Origin of the sequence: Synechococcus sp. A10-1-5-9 (assembly GCF_047716785.1) — a bacterium.
Taxonomy (GTDB): domain Bacteria; phylum Cyanobacteriota; class Cyanobacteriia; order PCC-6307; family Cyanobiaceae; genus Synechococcus_C.
The window spans coordinates 2,449,525-2,471,196 of sequence record NZ_CP180406.1; the positions used below are offsets into that span (position 1 = coordinate 2,449,525).

The following is a 21,672-nucleotide window of genomic DNA, read 5'->3' on the forward strand; positions in this document are numbered from 1 at the left end:
GCAGTAGTTCCTGAAGCAACGCAAGGGTCATCTGCTTGTCGAAGTTCATGGTTCAGGCGTGACTGCCTTGAGTGTTCCCCACTGTTCAGGCGTTGGCACTCAAAGGCGCCCAGAACTCGCACTCATCAGACCCTGTACTGCGCACTCGGTCAATCCCCTTGGCCCGCAACTTGCTCCATACATTCGACCCACCAATCAATTCCACATCCCGCAGCCTTGTGTTCAACATCACGCTCATTGGATGAACCCCAAAAACTCCTCGGTTTTCCTCTAAACGCACCAGCACCTTGCACCAATCACCATTCACACTCTTCACCTCCCCATCCAATCGGATCTGACAACCGTCAACATCTCGCGCTTTCAAAATGCTGGCACTATCGCTGCAATTCAGCAGCACACAATCGCCAACCACAATTCCATCCTTCACAACAACATCCATCACCACACCCTCGGTCCACGACCAACCTGATAAGGCTTCTGGCAGTAATTAACGGCATATCGGAAGGTGTCGATGCTGTGAGTGATCGCCGTCGGGTCCAGCAGCTCACGTTTCTTGGTGTCCCTCGCCAATAGCGGCGTCAATTCCCAAAATGCTCTGCACCGTCGGCTTGCCTTGATCCACGGTTGGCTTTCGTCTCGATCCGTGGCCCACAACATCGTCCGCAACCTGGCCAGGCCCGCCTCCTCCGTCATCGATGACTTCCCCGCACGAATAAAAGGAATCCCACCCTTCCGAAACTCATCGCCAATGGTCATCGCGTGACCCGTGCGGTTCCAGCACGCGTCATCCGCAATCCACTTCAGATCCTGTGGCTCCAAACCCCATCGGCTGATCCACTCCTTCAATATCTGGCACTGCTGCAGGTTGCTAGCCCCTAACCCCGCATTCCAATCAGGCTCGCCTGCCCTAGTGGACTTGGCCAGATAACACTCGTCAATCGCGAACAGGCTGCCCCTCGGCAACAGCGGGTGATTCGTGATGAACAACGTCGCACACGATGGCGCTGCAATGCCCCAGTCGAACGAGCACAGCAGCCGTGATCCTGTTGGAATCTCAGGGCGATCATCACCATTCAGCTCCAGCAGGTTGCGCCTGCGAGACATGGCATCACCGAAATAGCTGCCAGTTACATCGCCTTCAAAACTGCCCTCAAGCCAGGCACGCAGCAGTTCAGGATCCCCACCCGCTGCAATCTGGATCTGACGCCTGGTCTGTTCAAAGTCCAGGTGCGGGTTGGCCGCGATGTTGCTGCCGATATAGACGGTGCTGCTGGCCGTGTCCTCGCAGTAGAACCTGACGGGCTGATCTGGGGCAGGGAATCCCGCGGGCTGCACCCAGCGCTGCCTGATCCACGCATGGCCCTGTTGCCCAGGGTTGGCCGTGAAGATGAACCTGGTGGGCGTCCCCCCTGGTGCCCGCAACGTGGCCCGCAGCTGGTCGAGCATGTCGGGGTCGCTGTATTGCCCGCCTTCATCCACCCAGATCGTCGTTCTGGAGCGGCCCTGTTGGCGCAGCATCGCCTGGGGCCTGCTGGGATCCAGGTACGCCAGCTCGATCACTCCACCGGTGGGGAGCCGCAGCGTCCAGTCCGATTTGTTGAAGCTCAGCACCTGGCCATAGGTGGCGCTCAGAGTGCGGCTCAGGCTGTTGCTCAGTTCCTGCAGACCGGCATAACTGCGGCGCACGATCAAGCAATTGAACTTTTCCCGCAGCACCGTGCTGTCACGGGCCACCACCAGCTCACCACCAAAGCTCTTGCCACTGCCGCGGCCACCACACGCAATGAGGTCGTGATCCAGGGGCACCTTCTGCATGGTGGCCTGCATCGGCGTGGGGGTGATCTGCTGCGGCGCTGAAGCGGTCATCAGAAAAGCCCTCGCTGGATGATGCGGGTCGTGCCCGGTTCTTCGTCGTTACCGACCACTGGGGGTCCGCCATCCACGGGATTGGCCGCGGCGATTTGCTTTGTAAGCAGTTGGTCATCAGCTCCCTGACTGGGGTTGTCAGGGGCGACCTCCAGAGTGGGACCACTAACGGGACCACTTGGGGTCACGTCCACCGTTCTGGTGTCCCATTCCGACAGGTCCGCCTGCGGGCTCACGAACACCACGTTGGTGCTCACCTCTCCACCGCCTGAGGTGCTCTTGTCGGCATCCATCAGCCCTGCGAACTGCGCAAACCGGATGGCGCCACGCCCTGCTTCGCCCAGCAGACGGGTGTCGACGCCACGGCGGCGGGTCACCACGGTGGTGCCGTCGCTGTTGGCCACCTGAGTGATCTGCCCGTCCTTCTGCTGATCCCTGATCTGGGCAAGCGTGATGTCACAGATCTCTTCAAAGAACAGCGCAAGTTTCAGCCGGATCTTTTCACTGTCGAGATTCAAATTTTTCGCGAGGATCTCCCCGCGTTTCACAGAGTTCTCTGCACTGCTGAGTGACTTCCACCCGAAGTGTTGTTGGATTCCGCGATAGGAAACGCCTTGTAAATGCAGGGCAAACGCATCGAGGTGCTGTTTAACCCTGTCTGGATTACGAACACGACCTGGCAACTTTTTAAGTTGCTCATCAGTCGCTCGTCCTAGAAGTGTCTCAATTGCCATGCATCAATTATGGCGTAGATCAAACCATCCATTCAGGCCCCTCAGGGGTGTGACCGGGTGTCTCAGGGTTCAGGGTGCTCTCACCTTTTATATGCGTGACGTTTATATGTGCGTGCGTATTTATTGCGTGTAGAGAGTCTTTTTTATTCTCTTCTCTGTCAATAGAAGAAGAACCCTGAGACACAGTGCCACCCACTGCAATGACTGAGATCTGAGACCCTGAGCCCTCTTCCTGTCCCAGGGTGTTCTCTTGGCTTAACCCTGTGCCAGCAGACTCATCACGGGGGCAGGCTGGATTGTGTGCCCGCAGTTCAAAGAGGCCGTTGTGGGTGAAGTTGGCGGGGACCACCCTGTGTCCCATCGGTGTGACCGTGAATGCGTTGACCGCTAACTCGAATCCCCAGTCACATGACGGCAGGGTCAAGCGCCTGTTTCTGTCACGTCCTGCGGCCTTTGCTTCAGCCATGGGTTCTTTTCTTCTGGGGCGGTGAAGGTGAGGAAGCTTGCCTCTAATTCGTCCTTGGAAATGGAACAGGCTGCCTTTGCCGTTGAACCCTTGTTTGTCGCAGTAAGCGCGGAAGCAATCGAACATGTGCGACCACATAACAGGGGTCACTTCTGCCGTTGATGGGACGAGGCACTCATCAACAAAGTGAGCAACAGCATCTGCATTGGCCTCTAGCTCATCGAGGTTGGCTTCGAGTAGATCACTGCAGGCATCGCCGTAAAGGGTGTCGATGACGTCTTGGCGCTCCATGGAGAGCGCCCAGCCCATGACCTCTGCGCGGAGTTGGATGTGCGCGGGGGCATCGCCAACGATTGCGGCCTTGAGGTTGCGGTCTGGTGTTCCGAGGCGTGGTTTGGTCTTGAGCACCACGGCCCGTCGCACTAAACCGTCATTGCCATCAGAGAGGGTCGGCATTTTGGTTGCCGCAGCCGAGAAGCGGCAATTAGGGGTGATGGTGTCGGTGTTGGAGGCATTGAGCTTCCGTGCTGATACCTCAGCGTTTTCCACCAACTTGTAGAAGAGCTGCATCTGTTTGAGGCGATGCGGCAGGTCTTCAAAGGAGACGTATCGCTTACCGAGGATGAATTGATAGACCTTGTCTGGACCGGAGATGTCACCTGGTTCCAGCAGTTCTGAGCGGCACTGACTGGGGAGGAGCTTGTCGAGGAATTCGAGCAGCAGCCCTTTACCGGTGCCGGTGTTGCCAATGATCAGCAGGAACTTCCCGTAAGGGATGGTTGGGTCAATGATTGCCCTAATCCAGGCACGAATAACGGGCAGAGCTTCGAGGCCAAAGCAGGTGGCGATGGCGCTGTTGAATTCTTCGGGGCAGTTTTCACTGATGAGCAGTGGAGCCTGAACGCCGTAGGTGATGCCGTTATCGGCGCTGTGTGGCGATGGGTCCCCAGTGCGGCAGTTAAAGGTCTGATCGGTGAAGGCGATGCAGGGGTGGGGATCACCTAGACGGGGGTTGTTGGCCTTGGTGGTGAATGAATTGGTGCAGGACACCACTTGGGCGTAGGAGCCGTAGGGGTAGAAGCGGCGGCCCTGAGTGTCTTCGACGTAGGTCTGCTCAATTTCGGATTGCACCATGCGCAGCGCTTCGTCCTGCGGGATGCGTGACCAGAACCCAACGGTTTCGTCGTAGCTGTAAAGGCTCCCTGCACTGGAGCCATAGGCCACATCACCACTCAGCAGTTGATTGGAGAGGTGAACGTCGATGGGGCGATTGTCGGCGTTGCAATAGGGATCTAGGGGGACCTCTTCGATGGGGCCTTGGGGCAGGTCGGACGGATCGGCCGTGGCGGTGGGGTGTTCCTCTGCCTGTTCTTGAAATCGGGCGTTTTCACGCCGCTCCACCTGCTTTTTGATCCAACTCTTTGGGGCCTTGGTGATGTCCTGAAGCAGGTCAATGAGCATGGTGCGCTGATCTGGGCGATCAGTCGCATCAGCAATGGCCCTTGCACCGGTGGTGAGCACCGCGGTGTTGATGGGGTATCGAATACCGGCTTTGCCGTAATCAAGAAAGATGCCGCGCAGATATTCAAACGGCGGCTTGGCGCTGCGGATGACCTTCTGCAGTTCTTGCTTTGGATCAAGGCCCTGTTCCTTCCATTCCTTGCACCATTCCTCCATCCCCCATTTGCAGTCATCGGGGATCTGATCAGCGGCGTAGGCGTAATCAGCGTGAGGGTTGCGCGGGAGGTGAGCCAGCTTGAGGCCCTTCTCTTTGCATTGGCCGATGACTACCGGCAGCAGACCGGTGTAGTGGTGATAGGGCACGTCTGCATCAGAGACGTAGGTCTGAACTGACTCGGGGAAATTGGAATAACGAACGTGTGATGGGGCCGTTGCAGCAGCGCATGGCGTCTCCATCAATGCAGTGGATACCAGTGCATCGAAGAGCCCTTCCGTGGCGATGGTGGGATCTTTTGAAGGAATCCAAGGTTGGGTGTTGGTGCCTTTGGGCTGGCCTGGTTTGCGCTTGCCGTAGAGGTACTTGGAGAACCGCTGCTTTTTCTCGTCCCAGTCGGGCTTGTCTGGTTTCAGGCTGACGGTTCCATCGTTGAACCGCAGCAGTAATGCACCGCCTTCATTGCCATCCATGGTGGGGAAGGTGTCTAACCAATCGGCCTGAATTTCTTCGGCTGAAAGCGACTGAAGGATGGGTGAACTGCCACCGGTGAGGAAAGCCAGCTGGTCTTCCGTGAAACCACGCGAAAGCACCTTTTTCTGATGCTCTGGATTGAGCGCCATCAGATGACCTCTGCGACATGGAGGAGCTGATCAACGGCCCGTGATGCCCAACGTGGGCAAGAGGGGTTGCGTTCAATCAGCAGGTCGATCACCTGATGAGAGAGGTCGTGATGCCTAGCGGAGATGTCGCCGGTGACTGCCTCTTGGCAAAGGGCATCAGCTAATTGCTGAAGGTGGGGGCGATTACGATGCGATGACGCTTTGGCGTCATGCCTGGGGTAGCCCCTAGGATTGGAGTGCTTCACGGTTTTCCCTTGGTGGGGTTGATCGGAGGGGCAGGGATCCAGCCGCTACTTTCCAGGGCGTTGGCTGAATCCCCGTGGAATGAGAAATCAGACCTTGTCGAGGTGAACGAACCCGCAAGCAATGAGTTCGTTGATGACTTGATTTCTTGAGGAATATCCGTGGCGCTGCTTGTACTGCTCAAGGCGTTTTGCAGTACCGACAGGAACACGAATGGAAAACTGCTCCACTGCTCTTCCGTCGGAATTTGTGAGAGTGGCTGTCATTTGTGCAAAGGCATTTGGTGTGACTAGTTCAGGCTAGAGGGGGCAAATTGCCCGCCTTAATTGAGATCCCGTCTGAGGGCGGCAGAGGGGTGTCAGAATTTTTTGTGATTGGGTTTTGCTGATAGGAATTGCCCCAGCTGATTAGCCAGGGCTTATCAATCAATCGCCCCAAAATGCCCGTTCGGCATCACGCATCGCCAGCAAACATTCCCTGCGCAATCGCAGCAGTTCTGTTTGTTGTGGTGTTGCGGGACCTCGATGTTTTGTTAGACGGCGATCAATGTCATCGAGCTTCTTTTTGAGGTCGTAGAGATCAGCCATCGGGCTTGCCTCCCATCCCAGGGATCAGGCCATCGCGCCAGTTGTCTGCATAGGTATTGCAGAGGTGGATCAGACAGAGATGAGCCTCGTCTGATGTGAACCGTTCAGCACGCAGCTGGGCATAGAGGTGGAAGTGCGCCGCGGCCAGTTCACTGACGGAGGTCAGAGCGTCGTCGTTATGTTCGACGAACGCGCTGAAGCGATGAAACAGGAGGTTGTCCTGATTGGCGGTGTCGGGGGCTTTAGTCGTCATGACTTGCCTCCTGCAACAACTTCCCCGCCATCGTGGCGACATAGTCGATGCGGTCGTACATCGCGCCGTGTTGCCTGTCGTTGTGGCACCCAAGCTCTTGGATGGCCCGACAGTGCATGTGGCAGCGGTCGTGAACGCTCTTGATGTCGTTCAGGTGGTCTGCTTTTGAGACCCCTGGTCTCACCATCAGTTGCAGTTGTAGGTCCATGGCGTTGGCCCACATCAATTCGACGAGGTGTTGCTTCAGATCAGGGCTCATTTGATGCCCTCCTGCTCCAGCACTTCATTGACGAGCTGGCACCCATAACCGGGATGGACCTCGCCATTGGTCAGGCACTCCAGAACGCGAACGACGTTGGGCTTGTGATGCACGCCATGAGTCGTTGTGTCTGGAGCGATGCGGCGGCTGATAGACAACAGCTCGCGCGTTGCCTCGATCAGCTCAGCGTGATGGGGGTCCATATCTGACGACGGACCACTGGTGGTCGGTTGGGTAGTCATGGCGTTTCTCCTTTATTGATGCGGTCAAGGTGTGTCTGCAGCTCGAACTCGTAATTCGATGCGAGGTCCCAGCACTCAGCTGCAAGGACAGGGCGATTCAGGCGCTGGAAATACGCGGCACGCACCAGTTCCCAGGTCTGCGCAGTGCTGAGCACTGCAGCAGTGTCCTGAGTTCCAGAGCCCAGCAATCTGCGGAGCTTGTATCCCATCAGGCGGCCTCCTGATGAGCGCGGATGGCCTGCACCAGCTCAATTTTTTTGGCACGACTCCTGAAGTGCCCTGAGCCGACCTGCAGATCCTGCGCCATTTGCCGCAGTTCCTTGTGGGTCATCCGCAGGCTGGCCCGACGTTGATCACTAGATAGGGGTTTGAAGCTCTCCACCCCTACGGGTGGTTCTGCTGGTTCGTCGACCGGTGCCGACCGTGATCGCGCCAGTGCTGCAACAACCTGCAGGCTGATGCTGGCCACCGATAAGGCGATGGCGAGTTCACAGATGGTGGGGTTGATGAAGGTCATGCCTTTGCCTCCGGGTTCTGTGAACCTGCGGGCCAATAGACAACCGCCTTGCGTCTGCCGCTGGGGGTGTGTCTTGTGAACGGCTTGCCCGTTTCAGGGTTGATCCGGGACTCGATCAGGCCCTTTTTTCGCAATGCAGGGAATCGGGCGTTGACGCTGCTTCTGTCGTTCCAGCCGAGCCCCTGCTGTGTTTCTGCAGCAGTTGCCCCGCCACCGTCATGCAGCGGTTGAGAGCGGATGTATTCGAGGCAGATCTTTTCCTGCTTCGCAACATCATCAGGAGTGAGGTTTGGACCCTCGGGACCCAAGAGGTGGCTCATGCCGCGCCTCCCTGCTCAGCAGCAACGGGCTGGGCTTGAACCTTGGTGGCTTCAACCCATGCGCGGACGGTGGCCTCCTGATCCCACACCAGCTGTTTGCTGGTTGGTGATTTGCGCAGGTAGTGAACGCCCAGCTTGAAGAACTGGGAATCGGGGTGAACGCTCTTGTCTCTGTAATCCTCGCGGCGACGGTGAAGCGTCTTGGCATCCAGGACACCAAGGGTCTGCATCACCTCCCGCGTTGATGCGGAAAAAGGCATTGGTCATTGCAGGACTCAGTCCTGCTCAGGCCATCCGTATTGATCAACAATCAGCTGCATCACCCGCGCGATGGTGCGGGTGCTTTTGGTTCGCCTGATGGAGGCACGAGCCTCTTCAGCCTGCTGGCGAGCGATGGCAGCAACCCAAGGGGCCGTCTTGGCCATGGCTTGCAGCTCTGACTCCCGAAGGATGCGAACACTGCTGCTCTCCAGCTCAGGGGTGACGCGTTGATTGCGCCAGTCCCATGCCCTATCCAGCAACCACTGCTTATTGGCGTCTTTAGGGAGCCGACCAAAGATCGGTTCTAAGCCGTCAACAGGCGGGGTCGCAGGACCTTGCCACACCTCGGGAGGTGCTGACTGTTTAGGAGGAGAGATCAGCTGCGGAGCCAATCGAATCTCGACGAATGGTGTTCGCGCGTCCGGGGCAGGTGCTGCCTGCGAGCCTTGACGTTGATGACACAGTAACCGCCCTTGACCGCCCTTGCCACTACCTAGGGCGGTCTTCCGTACCTCAAGCACCATCAATGGTGTCGCTCTCCTTTGCCCAGCGCTTGCGGCGAGAGGTCGTGCAGCTGTCGCATCGGCAGGTGAAATCAGGATCACCTTCGGATCCCATGAACCCACCAACGCCCCATCGGGTGTGGAGCGTCCAGCGGAACATCACCGCCAGTTCGGCATCAGTTGGTTGCATCAGTCGCCCCCAGCAGTCGCTCAAACAGTTCTGCGGTGCTCTCCTCAGAAGCAGTCACATAGTGGGCTGAATGGGTCTTGTCGCTGTGGCCCATGGCCAGCGCCATCGATGCACCGGGGATCCCCCGCAGGTGGCCGCGCACTGAATAGGTGTTCCGGAATGAATAGGGCCGCAACCACTTGCCCTGCTCATCGAATGCCGCGGCCATTTCCTTCCACAGCCGCAAGCGCCCCAGGTACTGCGCCACTGCAGCGCCGCGTTCCTTCAGCGGTGGGAACGGCATCAGCCCTGCATTGATCTGTGCTGCCAGGTCTCCGGCGGGGTAGTCCTCACCCTCAGGCGTCCGCAGCGGGATGGCCTGCAGCCAGCGCGGCTTGGTTTCGGTCTTGGTGGTCCGTCCACCTGCTGCCTTGCGGTAGCTGCACCAGAGCTGGAGCTTGCCGGTGGTGGGATTCACCTTGGGGGTGAGGTGCATCAGCTCCTCAGGGCGGAGCCCATAAACGGCCATCACCAGCAGCAGGTTGCGCCATTCCGCCGAGGGGGCGGAATCCAACAGCTCCAGGATTTGAACGTCGCTGAGGATCGCGATCTCCCGCTCTTCCTTCGGCTTGCCGTTGCCCGCCAGCATCACTTTCTGGTGCTGCGGAATGATCCAGTCACCGCTGAGCCCTTCATGGGTGACGCCGTAGGTGAGCAGCCTGGTGATCGCCCCAACGCATTGCTGTCTGGCGCGGGGCTTGTCCGTCCAGCCACCGGTGGTGATGGCAGCGTCGATCAGCTTGTACGGGGTCGCCGGTGCCTTGCTGCTGGTGAGCAGCTCCACCGCCTTATCGCAGTAGGTGCGCTCCAGCGCCATGGTCTTGTCACTGACCTGTTTGCCGTTCTGTTGGCGGTCCCGGTAGTGGGCCGCGGCGATGGCCTTCCAGTTGATGCCCCCCATTAAGGAAGGGATGCCTGGGGCAGGTTCGCTGTCGTCCTCCTCGGGGTGAAGCTCAGCCCATGCGTCTGCCAACGACTTGGGTTGATCACCCTTGGTTGCTTCGTAGAGGGCCGACAGGGTTTCGGTAACGGGCCCGATGCAGCCCACTTCCCATTGGATGGGCAGCGTCTTGGTCCATGACGCGGCGGCGCCACCAGCACCAGCACGAACGCGCAGCTTCACCTTGCCTCGGTGCTCACTGACAGACCACCCGCGGGGGACGCCAGCGGTCTTGATGGATTCCTTGAGAACAGGGCGGAAATCGAGAGCCATGACTTACTGCTTAGCGGGACCATTTCCTGCATGTTGCCACAGAAAGTGGTCCCGTAGTGGTCCCGCAAATAAAAAACCCGCCTAGTGGCGGGTGAACTTTGGCTGAGAAGCCTTGCGGTAACTGAACGCCCCCTGATGGATTCGAACCATCGACCGACTGCTTAGAAGGCAGTTGCTCTATCCAGCTGAGCTAAGGGAGCTCGCGGGATCATTCTGACAGCCGATCCCGACCATGCCGCCTAATGTTGATGGCTGTGCAGAGTAGGTAATGGCTCCTGGCCGGCTCACCGACAGTCAGAAGCAGGAGCTTCTGATCCGCTATCGCCAAGGCGAGAGCAGCGCAGCTCTCGCTGACGCCTTTGGCTGCAGTGCCAATACGGTGAGCCGTACGGTGCGTTCTCTGCTCTCGGCTAAGGAATACAGCGACCTCAAGGCCTCCAGGGCTCGCGGTTCAGCGGTGAAGCCCGAGCCGGTGTCCTCCGAGCTGGTGGAGTCGGATGCCGTTGCAGCGCAGGCCACCGATGAGCCCGTTGATGACAGCGCGTCTGCGTTGGCTCTGGATGACGCTGATGATTTCGGCGCGGATGAACCTGACGATTTCTCTGAGGAGGAGCCTTCGGGGGCGTTTGCTGGTGGTGAGGAGTTCCACGAAGTGGCTGTACTTCCGCTCGATCTCCCCCAGGTGAATACCAAGCAGTTGCACTGCCTCCCGTTCGAGGCAGGAGTGCTTCCAGACAGTGTGTACATGCTGGTGGACAAGACCGTTGAGCTGGATCCCCGGCCGCTCAGTGAGTTTCCTGAGTTGGGAGTGGCGGGTCCTGATGAGCTGGATCACCAGGCGCTTTGCCTGTTCACAAGCCCGCGCACGGCGAAACGCCAATGCGGCCGCAGCCAGCGTGTGATCAAGGTGCCCGATACCCAGGTCTTCGCTATCACCACCCGCTACCTCGTGGCCCGCGGCATCACCCGGCTGCTTGTTGAAGGTTCGCTTTACGCCCTCGACGCCTGAATCAGCGCCGCGATTCCGGCATCAGCAGGGCCGTGAGGCTGCCACCACCGATCAACCCCAGCACAGCGCTGACTCCCACCACGAAACCCGCAGGGAGTGGTGCGCTGGTTCCAAGGCCGAGATTCAGCCGGTACCGATCGCTAAGATTCTGGGCACCAAGGCAGAGCACCACCAGGAGGGCCACACCTCCACCCATGGTGATCAGCAACAGACGCAGGCGCATCAGCATGGCGCCGACAACCATCAATGCTTTGTCAGTTTGCCTGGTTTTCTGCCTCATGCAGCAGCGCATAAAGATCCCTGCGGCTGCGTCCGCTGGTTTGCGCTAGCTCCCTGGCAGCTTCGCTGGGCTTGAGGCCTTGGGCGATCAACCGGCGCAGCTCGTCGAAACAGCGCTCGTCACTGAGCACTCTCGTCTCAGGTGCACTTGCGCCTCCGAGCACCAACGTGAACTCTCCTTGGGGGGCGTGCCGTTCGAAATGAGCTAGGGCCGCTTGCACAGTGGCTCCAACCTGTTCTTCATGCCGTTTGGTGAGCTCCCGTCCCACCTGCAGCGGCCTGCCGCCGCCGCAGTGATCAGCAAGCTCCTTCAGCAGTTTGAGCAGGCGATGGGGAGCCTCGTACAGCACCGTGGTGCGCTCTTCCGCAGCGATGGCCACAAGGCGCTCGCTGCGCTCCTTGCCCCTGGCGGGAAGGAATCCCTCGAAGCAGAAGCGACCGCTGGGGAGGCCACTGCTTACCAGGGCGGTGGTGACAGCACAGGGGCCAGGGATGCAGATCACGGCATGCCCGGCTTGTCGAGCCGCCTTCACCAGTTCTTCCCCTGGGTCACTGATGCCCGGCAGGCCGGCATCGCTGATCACGGCAACGCTGCGGCCATCCCCCAGTTCCTCCAGGAGCTGGGGGATGCGGGTATGGGTGTTGTGCTGATGAAAGCTGCAACGCCTGGCCAGGGATCCCAGGCTGGTGAGCAGCTGGCCGCTGTGGCGGGTGTCTTCACAGGCGATGGTGTCCACCGCGATCAGCAGAGCCCGGGCGCGCGGGGAGAGGTCCCCGAGGTTTCCGATCGGGGTGCCGACGACGTAGAGCACTCCTGCGTCCGGTTCGGCGCGCTGCTTCACAATGGTTCCCACCCAACCCTCTCCATGATGCCGACCGTCCCAAGCCTTCCAGCCGGTATTAATCAGGAGCAGCTTCTTGAAGCGCTACGGCCGCTCTGCTGGGGTGCTGCTGACATCCTCAGGGCCTATGCCCGTGGTAAGCAGCCCCCCCATGGCTTTGCTCGGGCGTTGAGTGTGGACGATGGCGGGGAAGGGCCGGTGTCTGCAGCTGATCTGGCAGTGAATCAATGGCTGCTGGATGGGTTACGTTCTGCATTCCCGGATGCCGGCTGGACTCTGCTCAGCGAGGAGACCGCGAAGGAACAGCTGACCGAGGGCAAGCCCCTGGCCGCCGAGTGGCTCTGGATCCTCGATCCCCTTGATGGAACCAAGGATTTTCTGCAAGGCACCGGCGAATACGCCGTTCATCTGGCGCTGGTGCAGGGGGAGCGCCCCGCGTTGGGGGTGGTGCTGCTGCCAGAGGCCGACGAGCTCTGGTTCGGAGTTGTAGGCCAGGGCAGCTGGTGCGAGAACCGTGCAGCTGAGCGCAGCCCCGTGCGCTTCAGTGAGCGCACATCTGACCTGGTGCTGGTGGCGAGCCGCAGCCATCGGGATGATCGCCTCGAACGCTTAATCGCGGCGTTGCCCCTCGGAGGCTCCATGGCCGTCGGCAGCGTGGGCTGCAAAGTTGCCACCATCCTGCGCGGGGAGGCTGATGTGTACATCTCTCTCTCTGGAAAGAGTGCTCCGAAAGACTGGGACATGGCGGCTCCGGAAGCGGTGCTGCTAGCTGCTGGTGGGGCCTTCACGCACGCCGATGGCCAGCCTCTTGCTTACAACACGGGTGATGTGCGTCAGGCCGGTTGCCTGATTGCCAGCCATGGAAAAGCCCATACCACCCTTGAAGAACAGGCGGCACGGGCGATGGCTGAGATTGATCCAGGTTTTTCTCTGTGACCCTGAGCTCCCTCAGGAGAGCGGTGCCACTGGCGTCGGAACTGGCGCGGGTTCAGTGCCCTCTCCATTCTGGGGAACACCACGCAGGGTGAGATTGATGCGACCGCGGTTGTCGATCTCGCGCACGCGCACGGTGACCTCGTCGCCCACTTTCACCACATCCTCCACCTTCTCCACTCGGGCCTCGGAAAGCTGGGAGATGTGAATCATCCCTTCCTTGCCGGGAAGGATTTCCACAAAGGCGCCGATCGGAATGATCCGTGTGATCGCTCCGCTGAACACTTCTCCCTCATTCACCTTGCGGGTGAGTCCTTCGATGATCTTCTGGGCTTCGTCAGCCGCAGCTCCGTCATGGGAGGCGATGGTCACGATGCCGCTGTCTTCGATATCGATCTTGGTGTTCGTGCGCTCGGTGATGCCCTTGATGGTGCGGCCTCCGGGGCCGATCACAGTGCCGATCAGCTCTGGGTCGATCCGGAAGCTCAGCAGCCTTGGAGCATGAGGTGAGAGTCCGTCGCGAGGCGTGTCAATCGCCTCCATCATTTTTTCGAGGATGTGCAGGCGTGCGGGTCTCGCCTTGTTGATGGCTTCGGCAATGGTGTTCATCGCCAAGCCGGTGATCTTCATATCCATCTGCAGAGCCGTGATGCCCTTGTCGGTGCCAGCCACCTTGAAGTCCATATCGCCGAGGAAATCCTCGATGCCTTGAATGTCAGTGAGGATGCGCACTTCATCGCCTTCCTTGATCAGGCCCATGGCTGCCCCACTGACAGGCGCCTTCAGAGGAACGCCCGCATCCATGAGGGCCAAGGTGCTGCCACAGACGGAGCCCATGGAGGTGGAGCCGTTGGAACTGAGCACCTCGCTCACCACCCGCACCACATAGGGGAAGGTGTCCTTGGCAGGAAGGACAGGGATGATGGCCCGCTCAGCCAGCGCTCCATGGCCGATCTCCCGACGTCCTGGTGAGCGCATCGGCTTGGTCTCGCCGACGGAGTAAGGAGGGAAGTTGTAGTGGTGGAGATAGGTCTTTTCAGTATTGGGGTTCAGATCATCCATCTCCTGGGCATCGCTGGGGGTGCCCAGGGTGGCTGTGGAGAGAACTTGGGTCAGGCCGCGCTGGAACAGGCCGGATCCATGCACACGCTTGGGAAGCACACCAGCCGCAGCACTGATTGGGCGCACTTCGTCGAGGGTGCGGCCATCCACGCGCTTGCCGTCCTTGACGATCTGTTGGCGCATCAGTTTCTTGGTGAGAGCCTTGAAGCTGGTGGGCAGCGCCTTGCTGTTGGATGAGACCAACTGGCGAACAGGGTCGGTGTCCTTCAGTCCTTCAATGGCTTCCGCCGTGTTGCTGCGGATGGCATCCAGTTTGCTGTCGCGGTCTGCTTTGCTCTGTGCGAATTGGCCCAGCACCTCACCGATGGACTTGCTGCAAGCTTTTTCGAGGAACAGCGGCAACGTGGTGTCTGCATCAGGTGCTTCGGGTTTCACCTGCTCAATCCCGGCATCTTTGAGGATTGATTCCTGGGCCTTGATCAGTTCGCAAACGGCTTCATAACCGAAGTCGATTGCTTCGATCACGTCCTGCTCAGGGAGCTGATTGGCACCCGCCTCCACCATCACGATGCCCTCGGGCGTGCCGGCAACCACCAGGTCCAGATCCCCCCGTTCGATTTCGCGGTAACTCGGATTCAGCACAAAGTCGTCGCCCAGTAGGCCAACGCGCACGGCGGCCATCGGCCCGTAGAACGGAATTCCGGCCAGCAGGGTGGCCATGGATGCTCCTGTCACCGACAACACGTCGGCAGGAACGCGCTCATCGAGGGACATGCAGGTCGCCACGATCTGCAGATCGTCCCGCAACCAACTGGGGAACAGGGGCCGCATCGGCCGATCGATCAGTCGGCTGATCAGCGTGGCCCGCTCCGGTGGCCGACCTTCACGGCGCATGAAGCTGCCGGGGATGCGACCGGCGGCATACAGCCTTTCCTCGTAATCACAGATCAGGGGAAGGAAGTCGATGCCTTCTCGTCCTGAAGATCGGGTGGCGGTGACCAACACCGAGGTGTCTCCACACTCGATCATCACGGATCCGCCGGCTTGAGGGGCATACCGCCCCGTTGTCAGTCGAATCTCCCGACCGTCGAAGGAGATTGACTGTGTCTGACCTTGCACTTGTGCTTATGTCTTTCTGTCAAGACTGATTCTGACATTCAGCAGGATCAAGCCGTCAAATCATCCGGTTGGACGATCACTTTTAGCTTTTCTGCTGATAGTCAAAAAAAAGAGGTGATTTCTCACCTCCGGGATTCTTGAAGTGTGGCGTTGCCCCCTGGGGAGATCACCAGCTGGATTTCACCACCCCAGGGAGCTCCCCTTTGTGGGCGCGCTCACGAAGCTGGTTGCGGCAGAGCCCGAAATCGCGGTACACACCACGGGGTTTGCCGGTGGCCCAGCAACGATTCCTCATCCGGGAGGGCGCACAGTTCCGTGGCAGGGCCTGGATCTTCCGATGGATTTCCAGGCGCTCCATGGGATCCTTCGCTGCATCGAAGGCGGCCATCAGGGCCGACCGCTTAGCGGCGAAGCGCTCAACCATCTTTTTGCGCTTCGCATCGCGAGCGATCATCGACTTTTTGGCCATGCAGCGGTCGGAAAAGAGCAGTTCAATCTGTGACTTTAACGCCTCACTGGCCCATCAATTGACGCACCACAGAAAGCTGGCTGGTGTCACGCACGATCAGCAGAACGCTCAGCCCCAGCACCAGCAGCAGGCTGGACTGCATCACAGCCAGTTGGAATCGCTCCGGCAGCGGCCGTCCGCGCACACCTTCAATCAAGAGGAACACAAGCTGTCCGCCATCGAGCAAGGGAAGTGGCAAGGCGTTCAGCACTCCCAGATTGATCGAGATCAGGGCGAGGAATAGAGCCAGTCCGGATCCTCCCTGGCTGGAGAGCTGAGCCCCCATCTCCACAATCTTCACAGGGCCGGATACCTGTTGGGCCGTGCTGCCGAAATCGGTGAGGAGACCGGCGTACCCGGCCACCGTCCGGCTGAACAGACCCGCAAACTGGCTGCTGCCCGCGCTGAGCGCCTCCAAGGGAGAACGCACAGGGCGGGTGGCTCCGACCATCGCCACCTGAAGCTGGGCTCCGATCCGACCGGTGCCGTTCTGATCATCGGGCGTGAGGCGGAGCATCTGAACCGCCTCAGCGTGCTGGACCTCCAGCTCAAGCGTTTGTCCGGGGCTGCGGCGGATGGGGTCGACTGCGGCCCGTACCGCTGGATCGCCGCTGCCGAGTGGTTGGGAATCGATGGAGAGAATGCGATCCCCTGGCTTGAGCCCGGCCCGATCGGCTGGAGCTCCGTCCTGCACGGTCATCACCACCACGCCAGGGGCTGGATCACCGGGAACACCGGTAGCGGCTGTATGCCCCACCAGCACCAGCCAGGCCAGCAGCAAATTCGCCAGCACCCCGGCACTGATCACCAGAACTCTCTGGGGGATCGGACGGTTGCGCAGCAAATCCGGATCGTCCAAAGGAATGGATTGATCGTTGTCGTCGTCGTCCGGAAACGACACGAAGCCGCCAAGAGGCAGTAGCCGCAGGGCGTAGGTGATGCCATTGAGCTCGGTTTTCAGCACCGCAGGGCCGAAGCCCACTGAGAAGCCATTGACGCGGATGCCTTGCAGACGGGCCGCCAGAAAATGACCCGCCTCATGAATCACGATCAGCAGCCCCAGAGCGAGCAGTGAGGCCAGAACGTTCATGAGGATTCACGCAGTCGGATCATTCTGGCTGGAGGCGATCAGAACCGAAGTAGGGAATGAGCGCCTGAGGCAAGAGAACGCTGCCGTCGGCCTGTTGACCGTTTTCGAGCAGGGCGGCCATGGTGCGGCCGATGGCCAGGCCACTGCCATTGAGGGTGTGCACGAGGCGGGTGGCCTTGCCGTCCTTGGTGCGGATGGACGAGCGTCGTGCCTGGAAATCACCGCAGACGCTGCAGCTGGAAATCTCTCGGTAGGCGCCGGCTCCCGCCAGCCACACTTCAAGGTCGTAGGTGCGCGCTGCGGAGAATCCCAGATCTCCAGTGCACAGTTCCAGCACGCGGTAAGGCAGCTCGAGCGCTTGCAGAACCGCTTCGGCATCCGCGGTGATGGCCGCATGCGCCTCGTGGGCATGGTCGGGGTGCACAAACCAGTAGAGCTCAACCTTGTTGAACTGATGCAGTCGAATCAGTCCCCGGGTATCTCGGCCATAGCTGCCAGCTTCCCGCCGGAAACACGGGCTGTAGGCCACGTAGCGCAGGGGCAGTTGATCCGCCGGAATGATCTCATCACGATGAAGTGAGGTCAGAGGCACCTCCGCCGTGGGGGTGAGCCAGAGATCGTCATCTGCGCAACGGAAGCTTTCCTCGGCGAATTTGGGCAGCTGTCCTGAACCGGTGAGACTGGCGCTGTTCACGAGCACCGGAGGTAGCACTTCGCGGTAGCCCTTGCCGGTGTGGAGGTCCAGCATGAAATTGATCAGGGCCCTCTCGAGGCGTGCTCCCTGACCAAACAGGGTCACAAAGCGGCTCTGGGCGATGCGCACCGAGCGCTCACTGTCGAGGAGCCCAAGGCGATCAGCGATCGCCCAATGCTCTTCAAGCCCTTCCTGCCTGCGTGGGTCACCCCAGGCGCGGATCTCGATGTTGTCGTTTTCATCCCGGCCGTCTGGACAGTCGGGTGAGGGGAGATTGGGGAAGGTAAGCAGCTGGCTCTTCAGATCGGCGGCCAGTTGGCGTTCCTCATCTTCCAGAACGGCCACTCTCTGTTTGATGGCATTGCCCTGCTGACGGAGTTCAGCCACCTCATCGCCTTTCGGATCAGCCCCTGCCTTGATCTTGAGGCCAACTTCTTTGCCCACCCGGTTGCCTTCCGCCTGCAGGCCGCTCCGTTGCTCCTCGAGGTCGCGCTGCTGTTGGGCGAGGGCTTGAAGGCTGTTTAGATCAACCGTCAAGCCGCGGCGAGCAAGCTCCCTGGCCATCAGCTCAGGGTTCTCTCGCACCAGACGCTGATCGAGCACAGGGATTTCAGTGGCGGCGCCGGCAGCCTAAGCGTCCGCCTCCAAGGGCTTCTGCCGACTCAGAGAGCCTGGCCGACCATCACGGCTGCGACTGCAGAAAACAGGGTGATGCCCAGGGCTGTGATCGGATTCTGGCCTTGAACCACAGCAACGGTGGTAATCACTCCAGCGCCAAGACAGGCGGCTGCAAGCTGGGTGGTGAGCTCAGTGGATCGGTTCACGGCCAGAATGTCTGTAGTGCTGGCAACCTAAGGAGGTCGTTTCGAGTCGTCCTGGCGACAGCGGTGGATTCGTTACGGGGCGTCAGGGTTCGTTACGCGCCGCAATGAAGCGGGTCTGGCTCGGCCTGCACTGGCCCATTGCTTCAGGGCTTCCAGTTGTTCCCGGGCGGTGCGCGCCAGAGGGACCAACTGGGATGCGGCCTTGATCAGGTCGCTTTCATTCAGTTCCCGGCGTTCAGCGAAGGCGAGGTGCATCGCTTCGATCACCACCTGCTCCAGTTCGGCGCCGGAATAGCTCTCGGTTCTGTCCACCACGGTGGACAGCGGCAGATCGAGTTTTGGGCGTCTGCGTTGGAGATGAAGGGTGAGGATGCCACAGCGCTCGTCTTTGGATGGCAAGTCCAGAAGAAAGATCTCGTCAAAGCGCCCCTTGCGCAGCAGTTCGGGTGGCAGTCGCTCCACACCGTTGGCCGTGGCCACGACAAATACGGCGGAGCGCTTCTCCGCCATCCAGGTGAGCACCGTGGCCAGAACCCTCTGACTGGTTCCGCCATCGCTGCCGCCGACCTGGCCGAAGCCCTTGTCGATTTCGTCTATCCACAGCACGCAGGGCGCCATGGCCTCAGCGCGCAGGATCATGTCGCGCGTTCGCGCCTCGCTGGCTCCTACTAGCCCGGAGAACAGGCGGCCTACATCCAATCGCAGCAGAGGCATCGACCAGCTGTGGGCAATGGCTCGGGCGGTGAGTGATTTCCCGGTTCCCTGGGGACCGACCAGCAGCACGCCGCGCGGCAAGGGCAGGCCGAAACGGCGGGCCTCGTCGCTGAAGGCGCGATGGCGCTGATCAAGCCAGTGCTTCAGTGTCTCCAGTCCGCCAATATCCGCGGGGGTGGCATCGGTGCGACAGAACTCCAGCACTTCGCTGCGTGCCAGTGACAGGCGTTTCTCTTCGAGCACATCGGCCAGATCGTCGAGGCTGAGGCGGCCGCGCTGCGCCAGGGCCTTTGCGGCCACATGTCTCACTCTGGCTTCACTCAGCCCGCAGCAGGCATGGGTGAGTTCTTCCAGCACCTCCTCCTCGAGGGCGGATCCACTGGCTCTGGCGATGTTGCTCAGAAGGATCCGTAATTCCTCCTCGCGAGGGAGGGGCAGATCCAGAAGCGTGAGGGCTTCGTCGAGGTCGGCAGGGGGCGTCCACTGGCCGCAGCTCAGGATCAGGGTGTGTGGGGTGGACCTCAACTCACCGGCCAGATTGCGCAGCATCCGAGCGATACCTGGGTCATCGCAAAACCGATGCACATCCTTGAGCAGGAGCAGGGTGGGATCGTTGCTCGAACGTTCTTTCAACCACTGCAGAACGGCCATCGGCTGCCGCGCTCCCAACCGTTCCTGCCCCAGGGCACCGCTGAGACCACTCACGAAATCCCATCGCGCCAGCAAGCGGTCGCCCAGGCGTTGACTGGCTTGGGTCAGGAGGGCTTCAACCCTCTCCTCCTCATGGCTTCGGATCCAGATCAGTGGCGTTCCTGATCGGATCAGGAGATCCAGCTGCCGGCTCCATGATTCAGTCATGCTGTCGGTCCGGGGTTGACTCCATGGAAGCCTGAAGATCCCGCAAAGCCTGCCAGCGAGGATCCTTGAAAGATGTCGTTGCGCTTGGCAGTGCTGCTGCGCTGGGCTGCACCGGTGGTCCAGGGCAGTGATCGCCACAGCGATTGACCACTGACATCTGCAGGCTTAGTTGTTCGAACACCCAGCGTTCGGGTTCGAAACATCCCCTAGGGTCCAGGCTTTCCATCAGTCCCTCAGCGCTATCAGAGTTGTGATCGGCATCGCCGATGGTCGCCTCCGATGGCTCAGCGCCAAGCCAGATCAATTCGCGAGTGTTAACCGTGAGTTGCTGGTTGAAGTTTCCCAGGCAGCGATCACAGCACACACAGATGATGGTTTGGAGAGACCCCTCCACCTCAAGAACGTTGCCGCGGTGTTCTGCGCACACGCGTCCCCGAATTGGAGTGAGGCTTGAGAGTTCATCGTGGATGCCATCGACATCCCACTCCCTGGGCTGACCCAGGGCGAGAAGCTCTTTCAAGGCCACCGGCTCCAGGCCGGGAATCATTTGTTCCCGCCCTTGGGTTCGAACGGCAGGCGGCCGGCTTGGGATCCGCCACCAGCTGTTGCTGTGGCCGGGGTCTGAGCCTGCTTCATCTGGTCATCCAAAATCGCTTGCAGATTGTCGGGAAGTGTCTCTCGGGTGAGCAGGAAGGTCTGAAGGGCCTGAAAAATATTGGCGATCACCATGTAAAGCAAAACGCCGGCTGGTAGAGGGAAGAACAGAAACATGCCAGTGATCATCACGGGCGTGATCTTGTTGGCTGTGGCTTGCTGTGGGTTGGCTGGCATTCCCATGCCGGACAGCAGCTGAGAAATAAACAGGCTCAAGCCAAAGGCTCCCACGAGGATGGCGATGTCCCAGTTGATGGCTCCCTCGGTGTAGAAGCCGATCTGACCCAGGGCTTTGATGAACAGGAAGCCGCTGCGCGCTGCGAGGCCTGGAATTTTGCCTTCAACCGTGGCATCCCCTGGAGTCAAGGCCGAGATGGTTCCGTCATCGGAGACGGACACGATGCTCTCCCCTTTGGTCACTGACCAATTGGGTAGGAACGATTGGCCGTTTTCGACATCGCTGAGAACCTTCCTGAAGGCTTCACCGTTCTTGGTTTGAAGCTGAATCTGAACGCTCTCTCCTGTTCCGATTTTTGTGCCGCCAGGAAGACTTGCGATCACCGGGACGTGATCGGTTTCGGTGACGAAGATCGAATGACTGGCGCTGTTGAAGGGTTTTGGCTCTACCGCTGCGATCTGCTCGGTAGGCAGCACTTTGAGGTTGATGGTGTAAGGGACATCAGCGAACGGTGAACCCCGCAGCGTGGCGAACAGGGCGAAGAGAATGGGCATCTGCACAAGCAGTGGCAGACATCCGGCCAAAGGGCTGCCGAATTCCTTCATCAGTTTTCCCAACTCTTCCTGCTGCTTCTGTGGGTTGCTAGCAAAACGAGCTTTGATCTCCGCCTGGCGTTTTTGCATCACCGGCTGGGCGATGCGCATCCGTCGGGCGCTGCGAATGGATCCTGCACTGAGCGGGAACAGAGCCAGCCGGATGACAACCGTCAGCGCCACGATGGCCAGTCCGTAACTCGGTACCAGTCCATAGAAGAAATCCAGGATCGGCAGCAGCAGATTGTCGGAGATGTACCCGATCACGATGGCGTTCCGCGGTGTGGTGAAAGGTGATGCCAGTGTGCAACAGCGTCGCCGCTT

Annotated in this window: 29 protein-coding genes and 1 tRNA gene; 2 read left to right on the forward strand and 28 right to left on the reverse strand. The window is 59.8% G+C overall.

What is annotated here, in order from left to right:
* Nucleotides 1-85: 85 nt before the first annotated feature.
* The 18 genes from ACLM45_RS12900 to ACLM45_RS12985 form a co-directional block, all read right to left on the reverse strand.
* Nucleotides 86-439, reverse strand: a complete 354-nt coding sequence (locus ACLM45_RS12900) for a hypothetical protein (RefSeq protein WP_415409653.1) — start codon at nucleotides 437-439, stop codon at nucleotides 86-88.
* A complete protein-coding gene (locus ACLM45_RS12905; protein ID WP_415409654.1) occupies nucleotides 439-1,866 on the reverse strand; it encodes a phage terminase large subunit in 1,428 nt (475 codons plus the stop codon). Before ACLM45_RS12905 ends, ACLM45_RS12900 begins: the two co-directional genes overlap by 1 nt.
* Nucleotides 1,866-2,414, reverse strand: a complete 549-nt coding sequence (locus ACLM45_RS12910; RefSeq protein ID WP_415409656.1) for a hypothetical protein — start codon at nucleotides 2,412-2,414, stop codon at nucleotides 1,866-1,868. Before ACLM45_RS12910 ends, ACLM45_RS12905 begins: the two co-directional genes overlap by 1 nt.
* 205 nt (nucleotides 2,415-2,619) lie before the next feature.
* A complete protein-coding gene (locus ACLM45_RS12915; RefSeq protein WP_415409658.1) occupies nucleotides 2,620-5,364 on the reverse strand; it encodes a hypothetical protein in 2,745 nt (914 codons plus the stop codon).
* Complete coding sequence (locus tag ACLM45_RS12920; RefSeq protein ID WP_415409659.1) at nucleotides 5,364-5,609, reverse strand: hypothetical protein; 246 nt, start codon at nucleotides 5,607-5,609, stop codon at nucleotides 5,364-5,366. The genes ACLM45_RS12915 and ACLM45_RS12920 overlap by 1 nt, the downstream gene beginning before the upstream one ends.
* A gap of 87 nt (nucleotides 5,610-5,696) precedes the next feature.
* Entirely contained in the window at nucleotides 5,697-5,837 is a 141-nt protein-coding gene (locus ACLM45_RS12925) for a hypothetical protein (protein ID WP_415409660.1), read from the reverse strand.
* Between the two features lie 195 nt (nucleotides 5,838-6,032).
* Nucleotides 6,033-6,194, reverse strand: coding sequence for a hypothetical protein (locus ACLM45_RS12930; protein WP_415409662.1), 162 nt, complete (start codon nucleotides 6,192-6,194; stop codon nucleotides 6,033-6,035).
* Nucleotides 6,187-6,447 carry a hypothetical protein gene (locus ACLM45_RS12935; RefSeq protein ID WP_415409663.1) on the reverse strand — a complete coding sequence of 87 codons (261 nt, stop codon included), beginning with the start codon at nucleotides 6,445-6,447 and terminating at the stop codon, nucleotides 6,187-6,189. The genes ACLM45_RS12930 and ACLM45_RS12935 overlap by 8 nt, the downstream gene beginning before the upstream one ends.
* Complete coding sequence (locus ACLM45_RS12940; RefSeq protein ID WP_415409664.1) at nucleotides 6,437-6,706, reverse strand: hypothetical protein; 270 nt, start codon at nucleotides 6,704-6,706, stop codon at nucleotides 6,437-6,439. Before ACLM45_RS12940 ends, ACLM45_RS12935 begins: the two co-directional genes overlap by 11 nt.
* Nucleotides 6,703-6,948 carry a hypothetical protein gene (locus ACLM45_RS12945; RefSeq protein WP_415409665.1) on the reverse strand — a complete coding sequence of 82 codons (246 nt, stop codon included), beginning with the start codon at nucleotides 6,946-6,948 and terminating at the stop codon, nucleotides 6,703-6,705. The genes ACLM45_RS12940 and ACLM45_RS12945 overlap by 4 nt, the downstream gene beginning before the upstream one ends.
* Complete coding sequence (locus tag ACLM45_RS12950; protein ID WP_415409666.1) at nucleotides 6,945-7,157, reverse strand: hypothetical protein; 213 nt, start codon at nucleotides 7,155-7,157, stop codon at nucleotides 6,945-6,947. The genes ACLM45_RS12945 and ACLM45_RS12950 overlap by 4 nt, the downstream gene beginning before the upstream one ends.
* Nucleotides 7,157-7,465, reverse strand: coding sequence for a hypothetical protein (locus ACLM45_RS12955; protein ID WP_415409667.1), 309 nt, complete (start codon nucleotides 7,463-7,465; stop codon nucleotides 7,157-7,159). Before ACLM45_RS12955 ends, ACLM45_RS12950 begins: the two co-directional genes overlap by 1 nt.
* Nucleotides 7,462-7,785 (reverse strand): hypothetical protein, encoded by a 324-nt coding sequence (locus ACLM45_RS12960; RefSeq protein ID WP_415409669.1) that lies wholly within the window; start codon nucleotides 7,783-7,785, stop codon nucleotides 7,462-7,464. Before ACLM45_RS12960 ends, ACLM45_RS12955 begins: the two co-directional genes overlap by 4 nt.
* Complete coding sequence (locus ACLM45_RS12965; protein ID WP_415409670.1) at nucleotides 7,782-8,045, reverse strand: hypothetical protein; 264 nt, start codon at nucleotides 8,043-8,045, stop codon at nucleotides 7,782-7,784. The genes ACLM45_RS12960 and ACLM45_RS12965 overlap by 4 nt, the downstream gene beginning before the upstream one ends.
* Nucleotides 8,046-8,060: 15 nt before the next feature.
* Nucleotides 8,061-8,438, reverse strand: a complete 378-nt coding sequence (locus tag ACLM45_RS12970) for a hypothetical protein (RefSeq protein ID WP_415409672.1) — start codon at nucleotides 8,436-8,438, stop codon at nucleotides 8,061-8,063.
* 121 nt (nucleotides 8,439-8,559) lie between these two features.
* Nucleotides 8,560-8,739, reverse strand: coding sequence for a hypothetical protein (locus tag ACLM45_RS12975; protein ID WP_415409674.1), 180 nt, complete (start codon nucleotides 8,737-8,739; stop codon nucleotides 8,560-8,562).
* Complete coding sequence (locus tag ACLM45_RS12980) at nucleotides 8,726-9,991, reverse strand: hypothetical protein (protein ID WP_415409675.1); 1,266 nt, start codon at nucleotides 9,989-9,991, stop codon at nucleotides 8,726-8,728. The genes ACLM45_RS12975 and ACLM45_RS12980 overlap by 14 nt, the downstream gene beginning before the upstream one ends.
* A gap of 126 nt (nucleotides 9,992-10,117) precedes the next feature.
* Nucleotides 10,118-10,191 (reverse strand) — tRNA-Arg (locus ACLM45_RS12985).
* A gap of 68 nt (nucleotides 10,192-10,259) precedes the next feature.
* Between ACLM45_RS12985 and ACLM45_RS12990 the strand changes: the two genes are divergently transcribed.
* Nucleotides 10,260-11,000, forward strand: coding sequence for a helix-turn-helix domain-containing protein (locus ACLM45_RS12990; RefSeq protein WP_415409676.1), 741 nt, complete (start codon nucleotides 10,260-10,262; stop codon nucleotides 10,998-11,000).
* Nucleotide 11,001: 1 nt separating this feature from the next.
* Here ACLM45_RS12990 and ACLM45_RS12995 read toward each other — a convergent pair whose 3' ends face one another.
* A complete protein-coding gene (locus ACLM45_RS12995; protein WP_415409677.1) occupies nucleotides 11,002-11,229 on the reverse strand; it encodes a hypothetical protein in 228 nt (75 codons plus the stop codon).
* A gap of 25 nt (nucleotides 11,230-11,254) precedes the next feature.
* Nucleotides 11,255-12,121, reverse strand: a complete 867-nt coding sequence (gene rsmI, locus ACLM45_RS13000) for a 16S rRNA (cytidine(1402)-2'-O)-methyltransferase (RefSeq protein ID WP_415411434.1) — start codon at nucleotides 12,119-12,121, stop codon at nucleotides 11,255-11,257.
* A gap of 24 nt (nucleotides 12,122-12,145) precedes the next feature.
* Between rsmI and ACLM45_RS13005 the strand changes: the two genes are divergently transcribed.
* On the forward strand, nucleotides 12,146-13,057 hold the full coding sequence (locus tag ACLM45_RS13005; protein ID WP_415409679.1) for a 3'(2'),5'-bisphosphate nucleotidase CysQ family protein: 912 nt from the start codon (nucleotides 12,146-12,148) through the stop codon (nucleotides 13,055-13,057).
* A gap of 12 nt (nucleotides 13,058-13,069) precedes the next feature.
* On the opposite strand, the gene ACLM45_RS13010 is transcribed toward ACLM45_RS13005, so the two are convergent.
* From ACLM45_RS13010 to yidC, 8 genes are all read right to left on the reverse strand, one after another.
* Complete coding sequence (locus ACLM45_RS13010) at nucleotides 13,070-15,235, reverse strand: polyribonucleotide nucleotidyltransferase (RefSeq protein ID WP_415409680.1); 2,166 nt, start codon at nucleotides 15,233-15,235, stop codon at nucleotides 13,070-13,072.
* Nucleotides 15,236-15,401: 166 nt separating this feature from the next.
* Complete coding sequence (gene rpsN / locus ACLM45_RS13015; RefSeq protein WP_415409681.1) at nucleotides 15,402-15,704, reverse strand: 30S ribosomal protein S14; 303 nt, start codon at nucleotides 15,702-15,704, stop codon at nucleotides 15,402-15,404.
* Nucleotides 15,705-15,747: 43 nt separating this feature from the next.
* Nucleotides 15,748-16,833, reverse strand: coding sequence for an RIP metalloprotease RseP (gene rseP / locus ACLM45_RS13020; protein ID WP_415409682.1), 1,086 nt, complete (start codon nucleotides 16,831-16,833; stop codon nucleotides 15,748-15,750).
* Nucleotides 16,834-16,852: 19 nt separating this feature from the next.
* Complete coding sequence (serS, locus tag ACLM45_RS13025; RefSeq protein ID WP_006043468.1) at nucleotides 16,853-18,130, reverse strand: serine--tRNA ligase; 1,278 nt, start codon at nucleotides 18,128-18,130, stop codon at nucleotides 16,853-16,855.
* A gap of 59 nt (nucleotides 18,131-18,189) precedes the next feature.
* Complete coding sequence (locus ACLM45_RS13030; protein ID WP_415409684.1) at nucleotides 18,190-18,351, reverse strand: hypothetical protein; 162 nt, start codon at nucleotides 18,349-18,351, stop codon at nucleotides 18,190-18,192.
* A gap of 72 nt (nucleotides 18,352-18,423) precedes the next feature.
* Nucleotides 18,424-19,923, reverse strand: a complete 1,500-nt coding sequence (locus tag ACLM45_RS13035) for an AAA family ATPase (protein WP_415409685.1) — start codon at nucleotides 19,921-19,923, stop codon at nucleotides 18,424-18,426.
* A complete protein-coding gene (locus ACLM45_RS13040; RefSeq protein WP_415409687.1) occupies nucleotides 19,916-20,470 on the reverse strand; it encodes a YceD family protein in 555 nt (184 codons plus the stop codon). The genes ACLM45_RS13035 and ACLM45_RS13040 overlap by 8 nt, the downstream gene beginning before the upstream one ends.
* The gene (yidC, locus tag ACLM45_RS13045) at nucleotides 20,467-21,615 is read right to left on the reverse strand and encodes a membrane protein insertase YidC (RefSeq protein WP_415409688.1); all 1,149 of its coding nucleotides are present in this window, start codon (nucleotides 21,613-21,615) and stop codon (nucleotides 20,467-20,469) included. The genes ACLM45_RS13040 and yidC overlap by 4 nt, the downstream gene beginning before the upstream one ends.
* Nucleotides 21,616-21,672 lie beyond the last annotated feature (57 nt).